11 protein-coding genes and 2 pseudogenes are annotated in these 15565 nt (G+C 68.2%); 7 read left to right on the top strand and 6 right to left on the bottom strand.

All coding sequences use genetic code 11. The annotated features are described in order from the left end of the window. Window positions 1-590 precede the first annotated feature (590 nt). Window positions 591-1328: a hypothetical protein gene (locus IG62_RS47560; protein WP_158795184.1), complete on the bottom strand. Its 738-nt coding sequence runs from the start codon at window positions 1326-1328 to the stop codon at window positions 591-593. A 416-nt stretch (window positions 1329-1744) separates the two neighbouring features. Here IG62_RS47560 and IG62_RS0139590 point away from each other — a divergent pair, with 416 nt between their 5' ends. Then, window positions 1745-2389, top strand: a complete 645-nt coding sequence (locus tag IG62_RS0139590; protein ID WP_030815664.1) for a hypothetical protein — start codon at window positions 1745-1747, stop codon at window positions 2387-2389. An 820-nt stretch (window positions 2390-3209) separates the two neighbouring features. Here the strand turns inward: IG62_RS0139590 and IG62_RS0139585 are convergent. Next, complete coding sequence (locus IG62_RS0139585) at window positions 3210-3539, bottom strand: hypothetical protein (RefSeq protein ID WP_030815660.1); 330 nt, start codon at window positions 3537-3539, stop codon at window positions 3210-3212. A 1759-nt stretch (window positions 3540-5298) separates the two neighbouring features. On the opposite strand from IG62_RS0139585, the gene IG62_RS48095 reads away from it, so the two are divergent. The 4 genes from IG62_RS48095 (at window position 5299) to IG62_RS42790 (ending at window position 7826) form a co-directional block, all read left to right on the top strand. Next, window positions 5299-5490, top strand: coding sequence for a recombinase family protein (locus IG62_RS48095; protein WP_199812588.1), 192 nt, complete (start codon window positions 5299-5301; stop codon window positions 5488-5490). Continuing rightward, on the top strand, window positions 5487-6029 hold the full coding sequence (locus IG62_RS48090) for a recombinase family protein (protein ID WP_324604672.1): 543 nt from the start codon (window positions 5487-5489) through the stop codon (window positions 6027-6029). Before IG62_RS48095 ends, IG62_RS48090 begins: the two co-directional genes overlap by 4 nt. A 76-nt stretch (window positions 6030-6105) precedes the next feature. After that, on the top strand, window positions 6106-7440 hold the full coding sequence (locus IG62_RS0139570) for a hypothetical protein (RefSeq protein WP_030815657.1): 1335 nt from the start codon (window positions 6106-6108) through the stop codon (window positions 7438-7440). Window positions 7441-7577: 137 nt separating this feature from the next. Continuing rightward, window positions 7578-7826, top strand: coding sequence for a hypothetical protein (locus IG62_RS42790; protein WP_030815655.1), 249 nt, complete (start codon window positions 7578-7580; stop codon window positions 7824-7826). 388 nt (window positions 7827-8214) lie between these two features. On the opposite strand, the gene IG62_RS49740 is transcribed toward IG62_RS42790, so the two are convergent. Next, the gene (locus IG62_RS49740) at window positions 8215-8340 is read right to left on the bottom strand and encodes a hypothetical protein (RefSeq protein ID WP_267887942.1); all 126 of its coding nucleotides are present in this window, start codon (window positions 8338-8340) and stop codon (window positions 8215-8217) included. Window positions 8341-10508: 2168 nt separating this feature from the next. Next, the gene (ychF, locus tag IG62_RS0139550; protein ID WP_030815653.1) at window positions 10509-11597 is read right to left on the bottom strand and encodes a redox-regulated ATPase YchF; all 1089 of its coding nucleotides are present in this window, start codon (window positions 11595-11597) and stop codon (window positions 10509-10511) included. A 387-nt stretch (window positions 11598-11984) separates the two neighbouring features. Here ychF and IG62_RS49975 point away from each other — a divergent pair. After that, window positions 11985-12509: pseudogene (locus IG62_RS49975) on the top strand (DUF6542 domain-containing protein); the annotation flags it as partial. 61 nt (window positions 12510-12570) lie between these two features. On the opposite strand, the gene ppgK reads toward IG62_RS49975, so the two are convergent. After that, entirely contained in the window at window positions 12571-13446 is an 876-nt protein-coding gene (ppgK, locus tag IG62_RS0139545) for a polyphosphate--glucose phosphotransferase (RefSeq protein WP_030815650.1), read from the bottom strand. Window positions 13447-13544: 98 nt separating this feature from the next. Beyond that, complete coding sequence (locus IG62_RS0139540) at window positions 13545-14555, bottom strand: 4-hydroxy-3-methylbut-2-enyl diphosphate reductase (protein WP_420711185.1); 1011 nt, start codon at window positions 14553-14555, stop codon at window positions 13545-13547. Window positions 14556-14631: 76 nt separating this feature from the next. Here IG62_RS0139540 and IG62_RS45775 point away from each other — a divergent pair. After that, window positions 14632-15450 (top strand): annotated as a pseudogene (locus tag IG62_RS45775) (amino acid permease); the annotation flags it as partial. Window positions 15451-15565 lie beyond the last annotated feature (115 nt).

Below are 15565 nucleotides of genomic sequence, written 5' to 3'. Positions count from 1 at the left end.
TTGGATTGGAGTGGGAGCCGGAGAGGCTGCTGCTGCGGAGGTGACTCCACCCACGACGACAGCGGCAGAGACCACCGCTGCCAAGACACGCTTCTTCACGACTACTGCTTCCTTCCTCGTAATGGACTTGAAAGTAGAGGCCCTGCATAGAGAGCCTCGTCTAGGCCGGAATCAGCCGCTCCGGCGGTCAGAATCGGCTAGTTTCCGTTTCTGCCATCTGGCGACTCAACAAGCCTGGAGAGATCGTCACGGGCGTATATCGCGCCGAGCAGACAGGGTTTCTGTTGTGTTTGCAGGTAACTCATGGATCCAACCCATTGGTCTGTCTCCTCGCGCCCCGGGAGAGTTGACTGCGTCACAGTTGGTTCAAACCTTGAATTCCCCATTCTTCGTGGATGCTTGCATGGTCATTTGTAGCAGTCCCGCATGGTGAGGTCGATAGTATTTCCGACCCTTGGCGCAATCTCTGCCTCGTGGCCAACACGCCAGGAAGATGAGCCTGCTTGACGAGTTGGTGGAAAAGGAAGCGGATCGGAAGATTCCATTGCCGATAAAAAAGGCAAGGGTGATTCATTTTTCAAATACCGGAATTACTTATACCGCCACCCGCCCAGATGCTGCCGCAGAACGCAATCGAGCACCGCGCTCGGGGAGTGACGGAGGGCAACGGCTGCCGCGTAGTGACCGGGCATAACTGTGACACCCTCAACTGCCAGCCAGCCAGTCGACGAGACGGACGTCGACCCACTGCTGTACGCACGGCCGTACTGGGTGGGCGCGCACGGTCCTGGCGCCCAGAAGCCGTATGCGCTCCGGGTGGAAGCTTTGGCCCGGAGTGGTCGACTGGCAGTGTGCGCAGCGGCTGCCCGGCGTAGATTAGGGTCGACGACCCCAGATCGTTGAGCCGCTGCAACTGCTTCACGGTCGTGCTGTGTGTGCGCCAGCTCCCACAGCGTGGCACCGGGCAGCAGCACGATCTTTTTGACCTTCGCGGGCTTGGCCTTGGCCGAGTCCGGCTCGGCGGGCTTGGCCGGGTGCGCCTTGGCGGGCTTGGGCACCGCCGGTGCTTCCGGCCGCAGCGTGAGCGACGGTCTGCCGGCCGCGGAGGAGTCCGACGGGCCGTGCACGGCCAGCAGCACGCCCGCCAGCACCGAGAGCACGAACCCCACAGCCAATCCCGCAACCGCGGCCATGCCGTTGCGGACCTTCTTCGCGCCCACGCCGGGGGTGCGCGGCCTGCGGTGCGACACCGGCGCCGACCGGCGCCCCGTCCCCGCGGTCTGCTTCTTCAGCACCTGCCGCCGGGGCAGGAGCGTGTGCTGTCCCATAACGACCTCCTCGAAAGACCGCGTAGTTCGCGGCCCGGCAAGGAGGTTGTTTCGTCTCAAAGGTGTCCCGCTAGATCTTCGCCCGTCCGGGACAGTCCCGGTCCGTCCAGTGCTGGAAGCCCCCTGACAACGGTGGCCCACGTAAGCGCGGACGGTGCCGCTGACCTGCACAGACAATGCTGGACTGTCCCGTCCGTCATGACGTGTTGCCCCGCGCTGACCCTGCCCGGCACGCTCTTGCCATCGACCGGCCCACCCGGACCGCGCCAGACGTCGACGGCGCACCCGGGTCCGCCGCATCCACTCTCGCCATCTGCCGGTACCGACGACGGGGCGAGCAGTCGTCCACACGGCCCACCCCCAGCGTCCGCGCAGGGCTGGCCACTCACCGACTCGTTTCCTCGAAGGAGATCCGCATGTCTGCTGTCACAAACCGCAAGACCCGACCGCTGATCATCGCTGTGCTCGCCAGCGGTCTGGTCGCGGGCGTTGTCGCCGGCACTTCGGTCACCGACGTATTCACCACCGACCCGGGCCAGGGCGGCACCTCGCGTCAGGTTGCCCTCGCCGGTGCCAAGGTGCAGCAAGGCGGCGACACCTGCCAGCCCGTCGACCGCGTGACGCCCATCCTGATCCGCGAGGGCTGGGACAGCCGTCCCGAGAAGATCACCTGGCGTAACGGCGCCTCCACCGAGCAGAAGCACCAGTTCACCTTCACCCACACCTACTCTGGCCGCGGCATGCTCACCGGCCGCCTGCCCTCCCTGCCCAGCATTCAGCGCAAGGCGAGGGCGAAGATCAACAAGAAGAACAAGCAGCAGGGCACCGCCATGTTGGGCTTCGAGCTGGAGCTGTCCGCCGACATCAGCGACGGCGAGACCATCGAGTACACCGTCCCCGCCAGGAGCATGTTCATCGCCAAGCGCGGTATCTGGAAGCAGACCTGGGCCATCAAGCGCTACCAGCGGTGGTCCAACTGCCAGGAGCGCTGGTCCCACGTCGGCAACATGACCGGTGTCGGAAGCATGATCTACACCTCCTCCAAGAAGCTGTACCGCTGAACCTTCGGCTAGCGGGCCTCCTGCCCGTACACGCGTCCCGCAGGGCACATCGCTCTCTGCGGGACGCACCCCGGCCCCACTCCGCAGATCGCCGGAGCTACGTTGCTCCTACTGCATGCCGAACAGAGCGTTTTCCCCCACTGGTCAACCACTTCGAGGTAGCTGCCAAGCACCTTGGAGAGCGGGGCTCACCGCGCTGCTTGGCGATTCCGCCGCATGAGACGAGGGAGCCGGACGATCCGTCCGGCTCCCTCGTCGTGCGTGGTCGTATGGCGGTGGGGTCTACAGGCTCCGGGCAGTGTCAGCCAGACCATCCCGGTATGCAGGTACTCCCACCGGTCAGGGCTGGCTTCGGCCGCGATGTTGAACTGCGACGGATGCGGCGAGAGACATAACGGGGAAGTCGACGTTCCCCCCATGGGCACAACCATGATTTCGGGCCCCATGATGTCCGAGCAGAACATGCGCCGAATCATGTCTGATTGCCTTGCCCGGGTAGCTTTCGCGGGCTGGCACATCGAGCAAGACGACATCCAGAAATGCCCCCGCTGCAGGCCACAAGCGTGTCAAGCGAACTCTGAGGATGACGCTCGCTGTGAGTGCTGGAGATCGTGAGCGGGAATGGATGGCGTGACGCGAGGTCAGCCACCCGCTCTACATCGCGACGAATCCGCACTGTGCTGCCCCTGAGCGGGAGGACTGAGTGGAAACGCCGGGCGCGGGTGCCCGGCGGCCCAGGGGCGACGAGACTGCTGCCCCTGTGGACCGCCAGGTGTCTGCGTCAAGCGGCACGGCCCTTGCTAGCGCCTCCGGCCCTCGCTCAGATGATGCACGAGTGCGGGACGTAGCCCTTCATCCCCCTGTAGGTGATGTAGTCCCACATGTTGTCGGACTTCCCGCAGTAGCTGTACCTTTGGCCTTCCTGGCCGTACTCGTAGCAGCCCGTTGCCCCCTTGGGAATGAGCCCGACGGCGGTGCCGGAGATCTTGCGAGACGTCCGTATCTTGAGGGTCTCCTTGGCCTTGGCCGTGGTGTTCCAGCATCCGCCGCTGGCCTTGACAGGCGCGGCACCGGCCGGAGCGGCCAGGCCGATCGAGGCGGCGACTAAGGCAGCGGCGGCCGCTGCGGTGGCAATGCGAGTCTTGATCATCCGTTCAGCTTTCGTTCGTCGTGCTGTGAGGGTTTTTCTCAGCCTCATCGGCGGAGAACCTCCGCAGGATAACGGTAGGCAGTGGCCATCGCTGAACGGCATACACATTTGACGCTTCGTCAACTCCGTTTAGCGAAGCGGAACGATGATGCCTATGGCTTCCGGAACCCAGGGGCCTCGCAGGGCGAGGTCTACGAGTACCCGATGCCGGGCACCATCCGGACCACGTCCGGGTGGCGTCCGGCTGGCGGCTCATCTGGTAGGGGCCTTCCTGGCCCAACTGCTGGCCCCGCCGCCGGGTGGGATGACCCCGCCCGGCAGAGGCCCACGGTTGCCCTACTTCCGGGTGCTGACGTCTCGCCCCAGCGAGCATAAGCCCATGAGGGCGATGCCGGCCCCTTCATGCCCGGTCAGGGTGAGCACCACGCCGGTGGTGCCGAATGCGGCGGTCAGCCCCAGTGTTGCCCAGCCCAGGGCGTCCGTGTGCGGACGTGCTTCGTAGGGCTGGTCGGGTGTGTGCGGCTCGGCCGGCGGCCTTCCGTGCGACTGAGGGTCGCCCGGGTGGCTATTTGTGGTGGACATGGCAATCCTTCGTTTCTGGTGCATGCGGCAGCACGCGGTGAATGGGTGGATGGACGGTCGACCAGCGGGGGGTTAGTCCCGCAAGTCCCCTGGTGGAGTCCGGTGGCGCCCCCGGACGAGGAGGAGACTGTCGACGAACCGAGCCGTATGCAAGATCTCGCGAAATTGACCTTCAAACCTGACGTCACATCAGGTTCGTGGTGTTGGAACGGCTCCTGAGCTGGAAACTGCCGCGTTTCGCGGACGCTTGAATGGGCGGGCGTCGCGCTGCTACGCGCGTCGGACCTGGGCTGATCGAGCGCTGTCGCTCGGATCGGTGGGCCGGCTCGCCGATGGTTAGGCCGGCGATGGTGCAGGCAGGCCACGAGGCCCGGCGGGCCCAGGCCCCGAGCCGCTGGTTGCGGGGCGTCGGCACCGCCGGGGCTGCGGAGCGGCCGGGCGGTGCGTGGTGGTGGACATCGAGAACCTTCATTTCGCGTGCGGATGGATAGGTGTCCCCGACTGTGGACCGGCGAGGGATTAGCCCCGCAAGTCCGGTGGTGGGGGCGGTGATACCTCGGGACGAGGAGGAGAGTGCCGTCTATCCGCGCCGTATTCGATAGATGCCGGCCCTGAATTTCAATACTGGTGGCGCGTCACGCTCGGTCCTCTGCAAGAGCCTCTGAGCTGGGAAGTTTCTCCCTCCTTGTCTTCGTGCATCTATTGAATGTGGCGGCGGGCTCCGCTAACGGGTCACCACATTCGCCAACTCTTGAATCGGCGCGGCCGTGCTGCTACGCGGCGGCTCTACGAACCACCACAGCTTGGCCGCTACCGGCCCCTGGCCGTAACCCTTTGGCTGGAGTCCCGCGGGAGTCCCGCCAAAGGGCTGCTACCCGGCCGTGCGAGTGCTTCTCGCGCGCCCTACACCACCCGGGGGCAAGCCGGGCAACCCGCGACGACCAGCACCTCCGGCCCTCCTTCCCCGCATACGACGAGGGGGCCGGACAATCCGTCCGGCCCCCTCGGGCGTGCATTGCTGTGGGCGCAGCTACAGCTTCCCGGTCTCCTTCAGGGCGAGTTCGGTGTAGCGGCGGGAACCGTCGGCATACCCGCGACCGGTCAGTGTCACAGTTATGTACCTTCTGTGGCACCACAGGTCACGCCGATTGTCAGCACAGCCCGCCATCATGTGCCCATGAGGCTTGTGGGGTACATCCGCGTCAGCACCGGGCGCCAACTCGACGGGTACGGACTCGACGTTCAGGAGAAGCACGTGCGCCAGTGGTGCCGCGAGGCTGGCCACCGGCTTGGCCGCACCATGTACCGCGATGAAGGACGCTCCGGAACGCTGGAGAGCGCCGACGGCCCGGGCTTGCCGACGCACTGACCGAGATCGAGGACGGCACCGCGGACGGCATCATCGCGCCGAACCTCGACAGGTTCGCCCGCACCCTCGTCGTCCAGGAGGCCATCCTGGCCCAGATCTGGAAGCACGGCGGACGCGCGTTCACCTCAGACTCCGGGGAAGTCCACCCAGACGACCCGGATGACCCCATGCGCACCGCCATGCACCAGATGATGGGCGTCTTCGCCCAGTTGGAGCGGTCGATGATCGCCGCCCGACTCCGTCACGGACGGCGCGAGAAGGCTGAACAGGGCGGATACGCCTACGGTGCCCCGCCGTACGGATGGCGGGCCCACCAGAAGGAGCTGGCCGAGGAGGAAGCGGAGCAGGCCGGCCGCGCCCGCGCCCGCCAACTCCGCGACGAGGACGAGCTGTCCTTCCGTGAGATCGCCGCGGTGCTAGAGGCTGAAGGCATCCGGCCGAAGCGCGGAGACCGATGGCACCCGGAAACCGTCCGCCGAATGCTTGCCAACCCGACCGACAAGCCGCCGACCCTGTACCCGCGCCAGCGCACCTCGTAGCAGAAACCCGCAGCGGAGGACGGTCCATTGCCGGTGTTCGGGAACCGACCATCTATCGCTACCTGGAGCGCGAGTGATGGCCGACAACGAGAGAGAAACCCGCATGACGAGCAACCAGCCGGAGCCCTCGGACGTGAGCACGGAAGCCGCCGTCCACATCAACGCACTGATGGACCTGTTCCGTCAGGCATGCCGACGACAGGCGTGGACGCTGGACGAGGAGCGCGGCCTGGTCGGCTGGACGGACGTTACGTGCAGTGCCGGTCACGAATTCGCAGTCCGCGCGTGGGACGTCTTGTCCACCCGCAAGCCCTTCGGGATGGACCCGAACGAGCCGTGGTGTAAGAAGTGCCGCAACGTCGGCTGGGTTGCGGAGTGTTTGGCCGTTTTGAAGGCGGTGGCTAAGACCGAGGGTATAGAACTGACCGCCACGGACGAGCAAGACGAGTCCGGGGACGGCCATGTCGTGTTCGCGGCGAAGTGCTCGAAGGGACACCACTTCAAGACGACCGGGGCCGACGCGAGGACCTGCCGGGGTGAGCCCGTCGACACCCTATGCCCAGACTGTCGGAAAGCTGCTGCGTACGCGGAAGGGTTCGCCAAAGTCGAGGCGGTCGTCCGTGAGACTCGATCCACCGTGGTGAAGGAGTACCGCAACGCCGTCGACGTCAGATGCCGTCGCGGCCACTCGCACTCGTTCTACGTGGACAGCCGGGATGGGCGTCAGGCCATCCGCCCAGACTTCTGCGGCACCTGCAACAAGCTGGCCAAGTTCGAGGAGCTCTCCGAGAGAGCCAAAGACCTCGGCATCACCGTGCTCGAGTCGCAGCGGATAGCAGCGTCACGCCCCCACCGGGCGGTCTGTTTCGCCGGGCACGAGTTCGGCCTGATCCCGAACAAGATGAAGCGTGGTTGCCCCCAATGTCCCCCGGGGATGTACGGCGGCGCTGTCCCACCCCACGACGTGTACTACGTCGTGAGCGGATTGGACACCGCGACTGGCGAGGACACAGTGAAGCCCGGCATCAGCTCCGGGGGCGGCTATAACAGGCTCCGGCAGCACGCCGAGGACGGACTGACCGCGCAGCATCTACGGATCACAGGGTTGCCCATCGGTATGGCGAGAGCGCTGGAGAGGTTCGTCCTGGACGGACTCGACACGGAAGGATGGCTGTCCACCCGAGGGATTGAGTACTTTCCGCTGGCGGCTCTGCACGACGTCATGGACCTGGTGGGCGAATGGTTCACGGAGCAGCCCGGGCTTTCCTCCCGTCCGGTCGTCGTTGACGTTGACGATGTGTACGACGCTGTCGAAGCGCCCGCGGTACATGATGTTGTGGACGTAGACGTTGATACCGCCGTGATATTCGACTCCGATGACGTGACAGCTAATGCGGCATCGATGCGCTGAGCGGCTGCGGGATGCCAGCGATTCCCCGCCCCTCCACCTGCCCCCGTCCGCGCCTGGCGCGCCTGGACCGAGGCCGCCGGCCTGGGCGACCCCGACGGCTACCCTTCCGTGCCCTGCACCCGCGCTGGCACACCGTCATGGACGTCGGCCTCTCCCCCGAAGCCGTCGGCGACGTCACCACCCGGCTCACCGCCCGGGCCGACCTGCCGGTCCGGCACACCGGCCACTCCCCCCGCCGCGGCGCCGCCGAGGAGTCCCGGCGCGCCGGCAACGACCGCAAGACCATCGCCATGCAGGGCGGATGGGTACCCAACAGCGGGGCGATGGAGGGCTACTTCGAGGACGCCGACGGCTGGGAGGAGAACGCCATGATCGGGGTGCTGTGAAGTGGGTGCCGAGTTTCGCAGCGACTCACCCAAATGGGTTATACGCCCCGAAAATAGCGGGCACCAGCGTGCATGGCCGGTCCAGATCATCGCAGGTCAGCGGGGGCCCGGGCGAAGTGGGGGGCCAAGTTTTACGCGTCAAAGTGCGTAAGTGCGTTATTGTTTTCTCGACTCTTAAAGCTGGCACGCCCCGGGTGGGGCCGCTGGAACTTAAGAGTCGCCGCATGCAGACCGCCCAGGTCAGAGCATGCAAAGAGGCCCGGATCTCCGGCGGCATCCAGAGACCACGAGCCTCCTGCAGTTAGCTACCGAGCCCGGTCGAATACCAAGCGACCGGGCTCGCTGCATGTCCAGCGGCCGCGATCTCTCCCGGACCCAGGGTGGGCACTCACTGAGCGAGCTGTCCCACCAGCGCGATGATCGCCACCAATAAGCTCGCCGCCGTCAAGATGACCTGCCACTTGTCTGGCTCGGGCCACCTGTCCTTGCTGCGCTTGCCCAGGGGGACGCTCATAGCACCACCTCACCTTTCTCTCCGGCCGGAGCCTGCCTATCAGGCCCGGAGGCATGTGAACTGGGCACCCCCGCACCGCAGTTCAGTGGAGTTTCAGGTGAAGCACTGCGAATCCTATCGGAGCCCGGTAGAGCCGATGTGACGCCAGCCGTATGGGGTAGAGGTAATTCGCCCTCATGCTCGGTTTGATGTCCCCTGTAAGTTCGCAGCTCACAGGCCTGATTGGGCGGGATGACGGCTTACAACGACGTCTGGAGGTGCTCGGTGGACCCGACGATGAAGGAGCCCTGCGCTCCCCACTCCCGGCCCACAACGGCCTCATGAGGAGCCTCGCTGACGCGCCGATGGACAGTTCGCATCGCCGGCCGCGAGCGCGACGTGACCTACCTGAGGCTGCGCGACCTCACCGAGACCGAGCACGGCCTGGAGGTCGATGTCCGCGTCTCGAAGATCAGCCCGCGGAAGGTGAAGGTGCCGTTCGGCTCCCGCCCGTCCACCTCTCCGGTCTGCGCCTGGCGGTTCTGGGTGGAGTCCCCCGGCCTCACCGACCCCGACGGCTACGCCTTCCGAGCCCTGCCCGCGCTGACACACCGTCACCGACCGGGGACTGTCCCCGGAGGCCGTCGGCGACGTCGCCACCCGACTCGGCGAGCGGGCCGAGCTCCTCGTCCGCCGCACCGGACACTCCGCCCGCCGCGGCGCCGCCGAGGATTCCCGCCGCGCCGGCAACGACCGCAAGGTCATCGCCAAGCAGGGCGGATGGGTCCCCAACAGCGGGGTCATGGAGGGTTACTTCGAGGACGCCGACGGCTGGGAGGAGAACGCCATGATCGGTGTGCTGTAGGGCCCCGGCAGGGGGACGGCGGACACCGCAGGCCCGTGGACCGTCTCCGCGAGCGTTCGACATGGCTAACTTTACACACGGCATCACCGCAGGTCAGAGGGTCGAGAGGCCTAATGCGGTCAAGTTTTACGTGTCATCGTGGGGTATCGTGCATCACGGAAGACTCTTAAGACTTGCACGCCCCGGCTGGGGTCAGCGGAGCTTAAGAGTCACCGCGTGCAGACCGTCAGGTCAGAGCACGCAAAGAGGCCCGGTCGGTGGGCAAGACCGATCCGAGCCTCCTGCGGTTCTCGCAGTTACCGGGCCCGGTCGACCTCCATGCGACCGGGCTCGCTGCTTGCGCAGCTTCCGAGCCCTGCCCGCCAGCACCTTGCGATCCGCCACCTCCGCACCCTCGATCAGACGGCAAGTGCCATACGGCTTGGCCTGCTTACGAACGAACGCACAGGGAAGCCCCGTGTGCCGACCGATCGCGGTCACCACCGGAATGCCGCCCATCTCCAAACCAGCAAGCACCTGCGTGCCCTGCGGCATCAGCGGAGCCATCCGCCCGGCGATCTCATCCAGCAGAGCGGGATCCGCCTCGAACCGGTATTTGTCGAAGTACTCCGTGGCAGTACGTCCCGATCGGAGCGTGAACTGGCCGGTCAGATGAGAGGTGGCATGGATACGGAGAGCAAGATCAGAATGGGTTGCAGGCAACCAGTCTCCCAGCTGTCCCTCCCGACCAGCACACCGGCTCCCGCGCTCCCGCACAGCCGCGCAACAAGTTTCGTCGGACAGACCCCGGCGAAATCCAACCCTCATCCCCCGACGGGGCCTGATTGGGGCCAAACGATCCCACCCCCCCCATCCTGCACGTGACCCGAATCCGCAGCTTGCCGCCGCCCGAACGACCAGACATGTTTTGTAGCCCCTGCCGGGACCCGAACCCACGACCATGCACATGACGCGGTTCCCCCACCGCGTCCCACGCGGCGCCATGGACACCTCACGCAGGCCGCATGCCGCGTCCATGAGCGACGGGCGCCACCCCACCCCCGCCCCACAGCGGCCGCCCCGCAGCGACCGCCCAGCGCCCCAAGAACCGCCCACGACGAAATCCGCAGCCAGAATGCAGCCCATCCAGCTAACGCACCGTCAGCCACATCCAGCCCCGATCCAGCAACGGTACGCATAACCAGGGACGACGACAGGTGACGAGACGTCAGCAAATCCAGCACGGATCCAGCAACGGGAACGCCAGCGGGGCCGGCCCCGAATGGAACCGACCCCACCTGACCTGCGCATTTGCCAGATCGCTACATCAACGCTATGACCGGCGTCACACGTTGAACCGGAACTCCACCACATCCCCGTCCTGCATCACATACTCCTTGCCCTCCATGCGGGCCTTGCCCGCGGAGCGGGCGTCGGCTACCGAGCCGGTCTCCACCAGGTCGGCGAAGGAGATGACCTCGGCCTTGATGAAGCCCTTCTGGAAGTCGGTGTGGATGACGCCCGCGGCCTCGGGGGCGGTGGCGCCCTGCTTGATGGTCCACGCGCGGGTTTCCTTGGGGCCGGCCGTCAGGTAGGTCTGCAGGCCGAGGGTGCGGAAGCCGACGTGGGCGAGGGTGGCGAGGCCGGGCTCCTCCTGGCCGACGGACTGGAGGAGTTCGAGGGCCTCGTCCTCGTCCAGTTCGGCGAGGTCGGCCTCCAGCTTGGCGTTGAGGAAGATCGCCTCGGCGGGGGCGACCAGCTCGCGCTGCTCGTTCTTGAAGTCCTCGTCGGTCAGCTCGTCCTCGTCGACGTTGAAGACGTAGAGGAACGGCTTGGTGGTGAGGAGGTGGAGGTCGTGGAGGAGCTCGTTGCGCTCGCTGCCCTGGACGATCCCGTGGGCGAAGAGGGTGTCGCCCTTCTCCAGGATGGCCTTGGCCTCTTCGACGGCCTTGACCTTGGGGGCCACGTCCTTCTTGATCCGCGACTCCTTCACCAGGCGCGGCAGGACCTTCTCGATGGTCTGGAGGTCGGCGAGGATCAGCTCGGTGTTGATCGTCTCGATGTCGTCCTTGGGCGAGACCTTGCCGTCGACGTGGACGACGTTCTCGTCCTTGAAGGCGCGGATGACCTGGCAGATCGCGTCGGACTCGCGGATGTTCGCGAGGAACTTGTTGCCCAGGCCCTCGCCCTCGGAGGCGCCGCGGACGATGCCGGCGATGTCGACGAAGTCGACGGTGGCCGGGAGGATCTTCTGGGAGGCGAAGATCTCCGCGAGCTTGGCCAGGCGGGGGTCGGGGACGCCGACGACACCGACGTTCGGCTCGATGGTGGCGAACGGGTAGTTGGCCGCCAGCACGTCGTTCTTGGTCAGGGCGTTGAACAGGGTCGACTTGCCGACATTCGGCAGACCGACGATTCCGATCGTGAGCGACACGGTGGCGACTCGACTTCCGAAGGGAGAGTGGTGGGGTGGGCAACGGCCTCGTGAGGGGCCGATCCACCAGTCTACGGGGCGGGCGGCGGCGCCCGGCCGCCCCAGCCCGGGCCGGTGCCCCGCCGCCGCGTCCCGTCCTCCGGCCGCCTCCCGGCCCGGCCCGCACCCGCTCGTGTCGAACGCAGCCCCAAGCTCGGCCAAAGGGCGTGTCCCGTAACCGGTTAATACCACTTAGCGACCTACCGTTGGCCCGTGGAGCAACACGAAGCGCTTACCCCCCAGCACGGCCCGCCGTGGTCCGGACGCCCGGCCGCGGACCAGGACGCCCGGCTCCCGCGCCCGGCGGAGGCCGTGGCCCCCGACCCCGACGACGACTTCCTCTCCGCGATGCGGGCCTCCGGCTTCGCATCCGTCCCGATCGCCGCGCCCGCGCCCGTACGGGCCGCGGCTCGCGGCCCGGCGCAGGCGTGGGCCGCGCGGGGGCCCACCGCGGCGGCCGTGGCGGGACCCGTGGGTGAGCGGGCGGCCGTGCCGCCCCCGGTGGGCCCGGAATCCTCGGCCGTCTACCGGGCGCGTCCGCAACGTCCGCTTCCCACGGCGTCGGACGGCCTGCGGCGCCGGATGCCCGCGGCCAAGCTCACCGGCCTGGGCTGCTGGCTGCTGGCGACCCTCGCGCTGCTCGCCTTCGCCTGCCTGGACCAGCTGCTGCTCGGCGGCGCACAGACCCCGTACGGCGTGTTCTTCCTGCTGGTGGGAGTCGGCGCGGCGGTGTGGGTGCGGCCGTACGACCTGATCTGCGCGCCGGTCACGCTGCCGATCGCCTTCGCGCTCGGCACGGTGCCGATCCACCGCGGCGGGGACGGTTTCGGCGGGCTGCTGATGGGCGTCTTCACCGTCCTGGCGCTGAACGCCGGCTGGCTCTACGCGGGCACGCTGGTCTGCGCGCTGATCGCGGTCGTCCGGTGGGCGGCGGTCAGCGCGCGGCGTCGGGCCAGCCGACCGGTGACGCGACCGCGGAGCGGGGAGCCCGGGCCGGCGGACCGGGCGGCGGCGCGGAAGGCTGACCGGGCCCGGCCGGGGCCACGGCCGCGGCAGGTGGCGCGCCAGCCCGAGCGGCGTACGCGGCCATCGCAGCCCCCACGATCCCCGCGTTGTTCTGAAGCTGAGCCGGCACGATCTCGGCCCTGATGCCCTCGATCAGCGGCAGGAACTTCTCGGCCTTGCGGCTCACCCCGCCGCCGATCACGAACAGCTCGGGCGAGAACAGCATCTCCACATGGGCGAGGTACTTCTGGACCCGGCGCGCCCAGCGCTGCCAGCTGAGGTCCTCGTCCTCCTTGACCTTGGTGGAGGCGCGTTTCTCGGCGTCGTGGCCGTTCAGTTCGAGGTGGCCGAGCTCGGTGTTCGCGAGGAGTCGGCCGTCGGTGAAGACGGCGCTGCCGATGCCGGTGCCGAGGGTGAGGACGATGACGGTGCCGGTCCGGCCGCGGCCGGCGCCGAAGCGCATCTCGGCCAGGCCGGCCGCGTCCGCGTCGTTGAGGAGGATGACCGGGCAGCCGCCGAGCCGGTCGGTGAGCAGGGCGGCGGCGTCGGTGCCGATCCATCGTTTGTCGACGTTGGCGGCAGTGCGGGTGATGCCGCCGGTGACCACTCCGGGGAAGGTCACGCCGACCGGGCCGGTCCATCCGAAGTGCGCGACCACCTCGCGGACGCCGTCCGCGACGGCTTCCGGGGTGGCCGGGTGCGGGGTCAGCACCTTGTGGCGCTCGTCGACGAGGTCGCCGCGTTCGAGATCCACCGGGGCGCCCTTGATGCCCGATCCGCCGATGTCCACACCGAAGACCCTCATGGGGAAAAGGCTAGGCGCGGACGGGCCCGGCCGCCCAGGGAACGCGGATCCGGCGGCGCTTTCGTCCGCCGGGGCCGCGCTCGTCGTCGGGCCGGGCGTCAGGCGTCGGTGTCCTCGGTCGCGGCCTTGGCCTCGGCGCGCAGGTCGCGGCGGAGTTCCTTGGGCAGCGAGAAGGTGATGGACTCCTCGGCCGCCTTGACGATCTCGACGTCGCCGTAGCCGCGCTCGGCGAGCCACTCCAGGACCTGCTCGACCAGGACCTCCGGGACGGAGGCGCCGGAGGTGACGCCGACCGTGGTCACGCCCTCCAGCCAGGCCTCGTCGATCTCGTCGGCGAAGTCCACGAGGTAGGCCTCGCGGGCGCCGGCGAGCTTGGCGACCTCGACGAGCCGCTTGGAGTTGGAGGAGTTGCGGGAGCCGACCACGATGACCAGCTCCGCCTCGGCGCCCATCTGCTTCACGGCGAGCTGCCGGTTCTGGGTGGCGTAGCAGATGTCGTCGCTGGGCGGGGAGACGAGACCGGGGAACTTCGTCTTCAGGGCGTCGACGGTCTCCATGGTCTCGTCCACGGAGAGGGTGGTCTGCGACAGCCAGACGATCTTCGAGGGGTCGCGGACCTCGACCTTGTCGACGTCCTCGGGGCCGTCGACGAGCTGGATGTGGTCGGGGGCCTCGCCGGAGGTGCCGATGACCTCCTCGTGGCCCTCGTGGCCGATCAGGAGGATGTCGTAGTCCTCCTGGGCGTAGCGGACGGCTTCCTTGTGGACCTTGGTCACCAGGGGGCAGGTCGCGTCGATGGTGGCGAGGCGGCCGCGCTTGGCCTCCTCGTGGACGACGGGGGCCACGCCGTGTGCCGAGAACATCACGATGTTGCCCGGCGGGACCTCCTCCGTGCGCTCGACGAAGATCGCGCCCTTCTTCTCCAGGGTCTTCACGACGTACTTGTTGTGCACGATCTCGTGGCGTACGTAGACGGGCGCGCCGTACTGCTCCAGCGCTTTCTCGACGGCGATCACGGCGCGGTCCACGCCCGCGCAGTAGCCACGGGGGGCGGCGAGCAGGACCTTGCGGCCGGCGGACTGGCCGGGAAGTGCAGACATGTGTCCCATCGTAAGGGCCGTGCCCGGCGCCCGAAGATCGGCCGTTGGCCCAGACTGGGAGGCCGGAACTACCGAGGAGGCGTCGATGCGGTCGGGGCGGCGGGCCGGCGCGGCGGAGGGGACGGGCCCGGCGGCCCTGCGGCGGACGCTGACATTCCGGGACCTGCTCGTCTACGGGCTGCTGTTCATCGCCCCGATGGCGCCGGTCGGGATCTTCGGCACCCTGCTGGCCACGTCGCACGGCGCCATCACCGTGGTCTACGTGGTGGCGACGGCCGCGATGGCGTCCACGGCGTACTCGTACGCCCAGATGGTGCGGGTCGCGCCGCGGGCCGGGATCTCGCGGCGCTGCTCGCCCCGGTGTCCGCGGCGGAACTGGCGGCCAGGCCGGGCGAGCAGGGCAGCGCCTTCTACGCGACGGCACAGGCGGCCGCCGGGCCGTGGCTGGGGCAGCTGGTGGCGGCCGGCAAGGCGGTCGGGGCGGCGTTCGCGGCGCTGGCGGGGCAGGCGGCGGCCGGGCGGTTGCTGTTCGCGATGGCCCGGGACCGGCGGCTGCCGGGGGCGATGGCCGAGGTGGACGCCCGCCGCGGGGTGCCGCGCCGGGCGCTGCTGGGCGCGGCGGGGGTGACGCTGGTGGCGGCGGTGGGGGCGGCGCGCCGGGACGACGGGCTGGAGCAGCTGTCGTCGATCGTGAACGTGGGGGCGCTGACCGCGTTCGGGCTGCTGCAGGGAGCGGGCCGGGGTGCCGGGCGTGCTGCGGCACGTGGTGGTGCCGCTGCTGGGGCTCGCGGTGGTGGTCGCGGTACTGGTGGCGGCGTCGCCGACGGCGCAGGCGGTGGGCGGCTGCTGGCTGGCGGTGGGGCTGGTGTGGCTGGCGGTGCGGTGCGGGCGGCGGTCGCGGGCCGGTGGGGCGGGGGCCGGGGAGCGGGCCGGGGTGCCGGGCGTGCTGCGGCACGTGGTGGTGCCGCTGCTGGGGCTCGCGGTGGTGGTCGCGGTACTGGTGGCGGCGTCGCCGACGG

The sequence above is a fragment of the Streptomyces sp. NRRL S-337 genome, assembly GCF_000720175.1.
GTDB lineage: Bacteria > Actinomycetota > Actinomycetes > Streptomycetales > Streptomycetaceae > Streptomyces > Streptomyces siderophoricus.
This window is presented reverse-complemented; position numbering and strand designations above follow the sequence as displayed.

What these genes read in the sequence shown, in the direction of transcription:
- IG62_RS47560 (WP_158795184.1), bottom strand. Translation starts at nt 1,328, where the DNA reads ATGGGACAGCACACGCTCCTGCCCCGGCGGCAGGTGCTGAAGAAGCAG.
- IG62_RS0139590 (WP_030815664.1), top strand. Translation starts at nt 1,745, where the DNA reads ATGTCTGCTGTCACAAACCGCAAGACCCGACCGCTGATCATCGCTGTG.
- IG62_RS0139585 (WP_030815660.1), bottom strand. Translation starts at nt 3,539, where the DNA reads ATGATCAAGACTCGCATTGCCACCGCAGCGGCCGCCGCTGCCTTAGTC.
- IG62_RS48095 (WP_199812588.1), top strand. Translation starts at nt 5,299, where the DNA reads ATGAGGCTTGTGGGGTACATCCGCGTCAGCACCGGGCGCCAACTCGAC.
- IG62_RS0139570 (WP_030815657.1), top strand. Translation starts at nt 6,106, where the DNA reads ATGGCCGACAACGAGAGAGAAACCCGCATGACGAGCAACCAGCCGGAG.
- IG62_RS42790 (WP_030815655.1), top strand. Translation starts at nt 7,578, where the DNA reads ATGGACGTCGGCCTCTCCCCCGAAGCCGTCGGCGACGTCACCACCCGG.
- IG62_RS49740 (WP_267887942.1), bottom strand. Translation starts at nt 8,340, where the DNA reads ATGAGCGTCCCCCTGGGCAAGCGCAGCAAGGACAGGTGGCCCGAGCCA.
- ppgK (WP_030815650.1), bottom strand. Translation starts at nt 13,446, where the DNA reads ATGAGGGTCTTCGGTGTGGACATCGGCGGATCGGGCATCAAGGGCGCC.
- IG62_RS0139540 (WP_420711185.1), bottom strand. Translation starts at nt 14,555, where the DNA reads ATGGGACACATGTCTGCACTTCCCGGCCAGTCCGCCGGCCGCAAGGTC.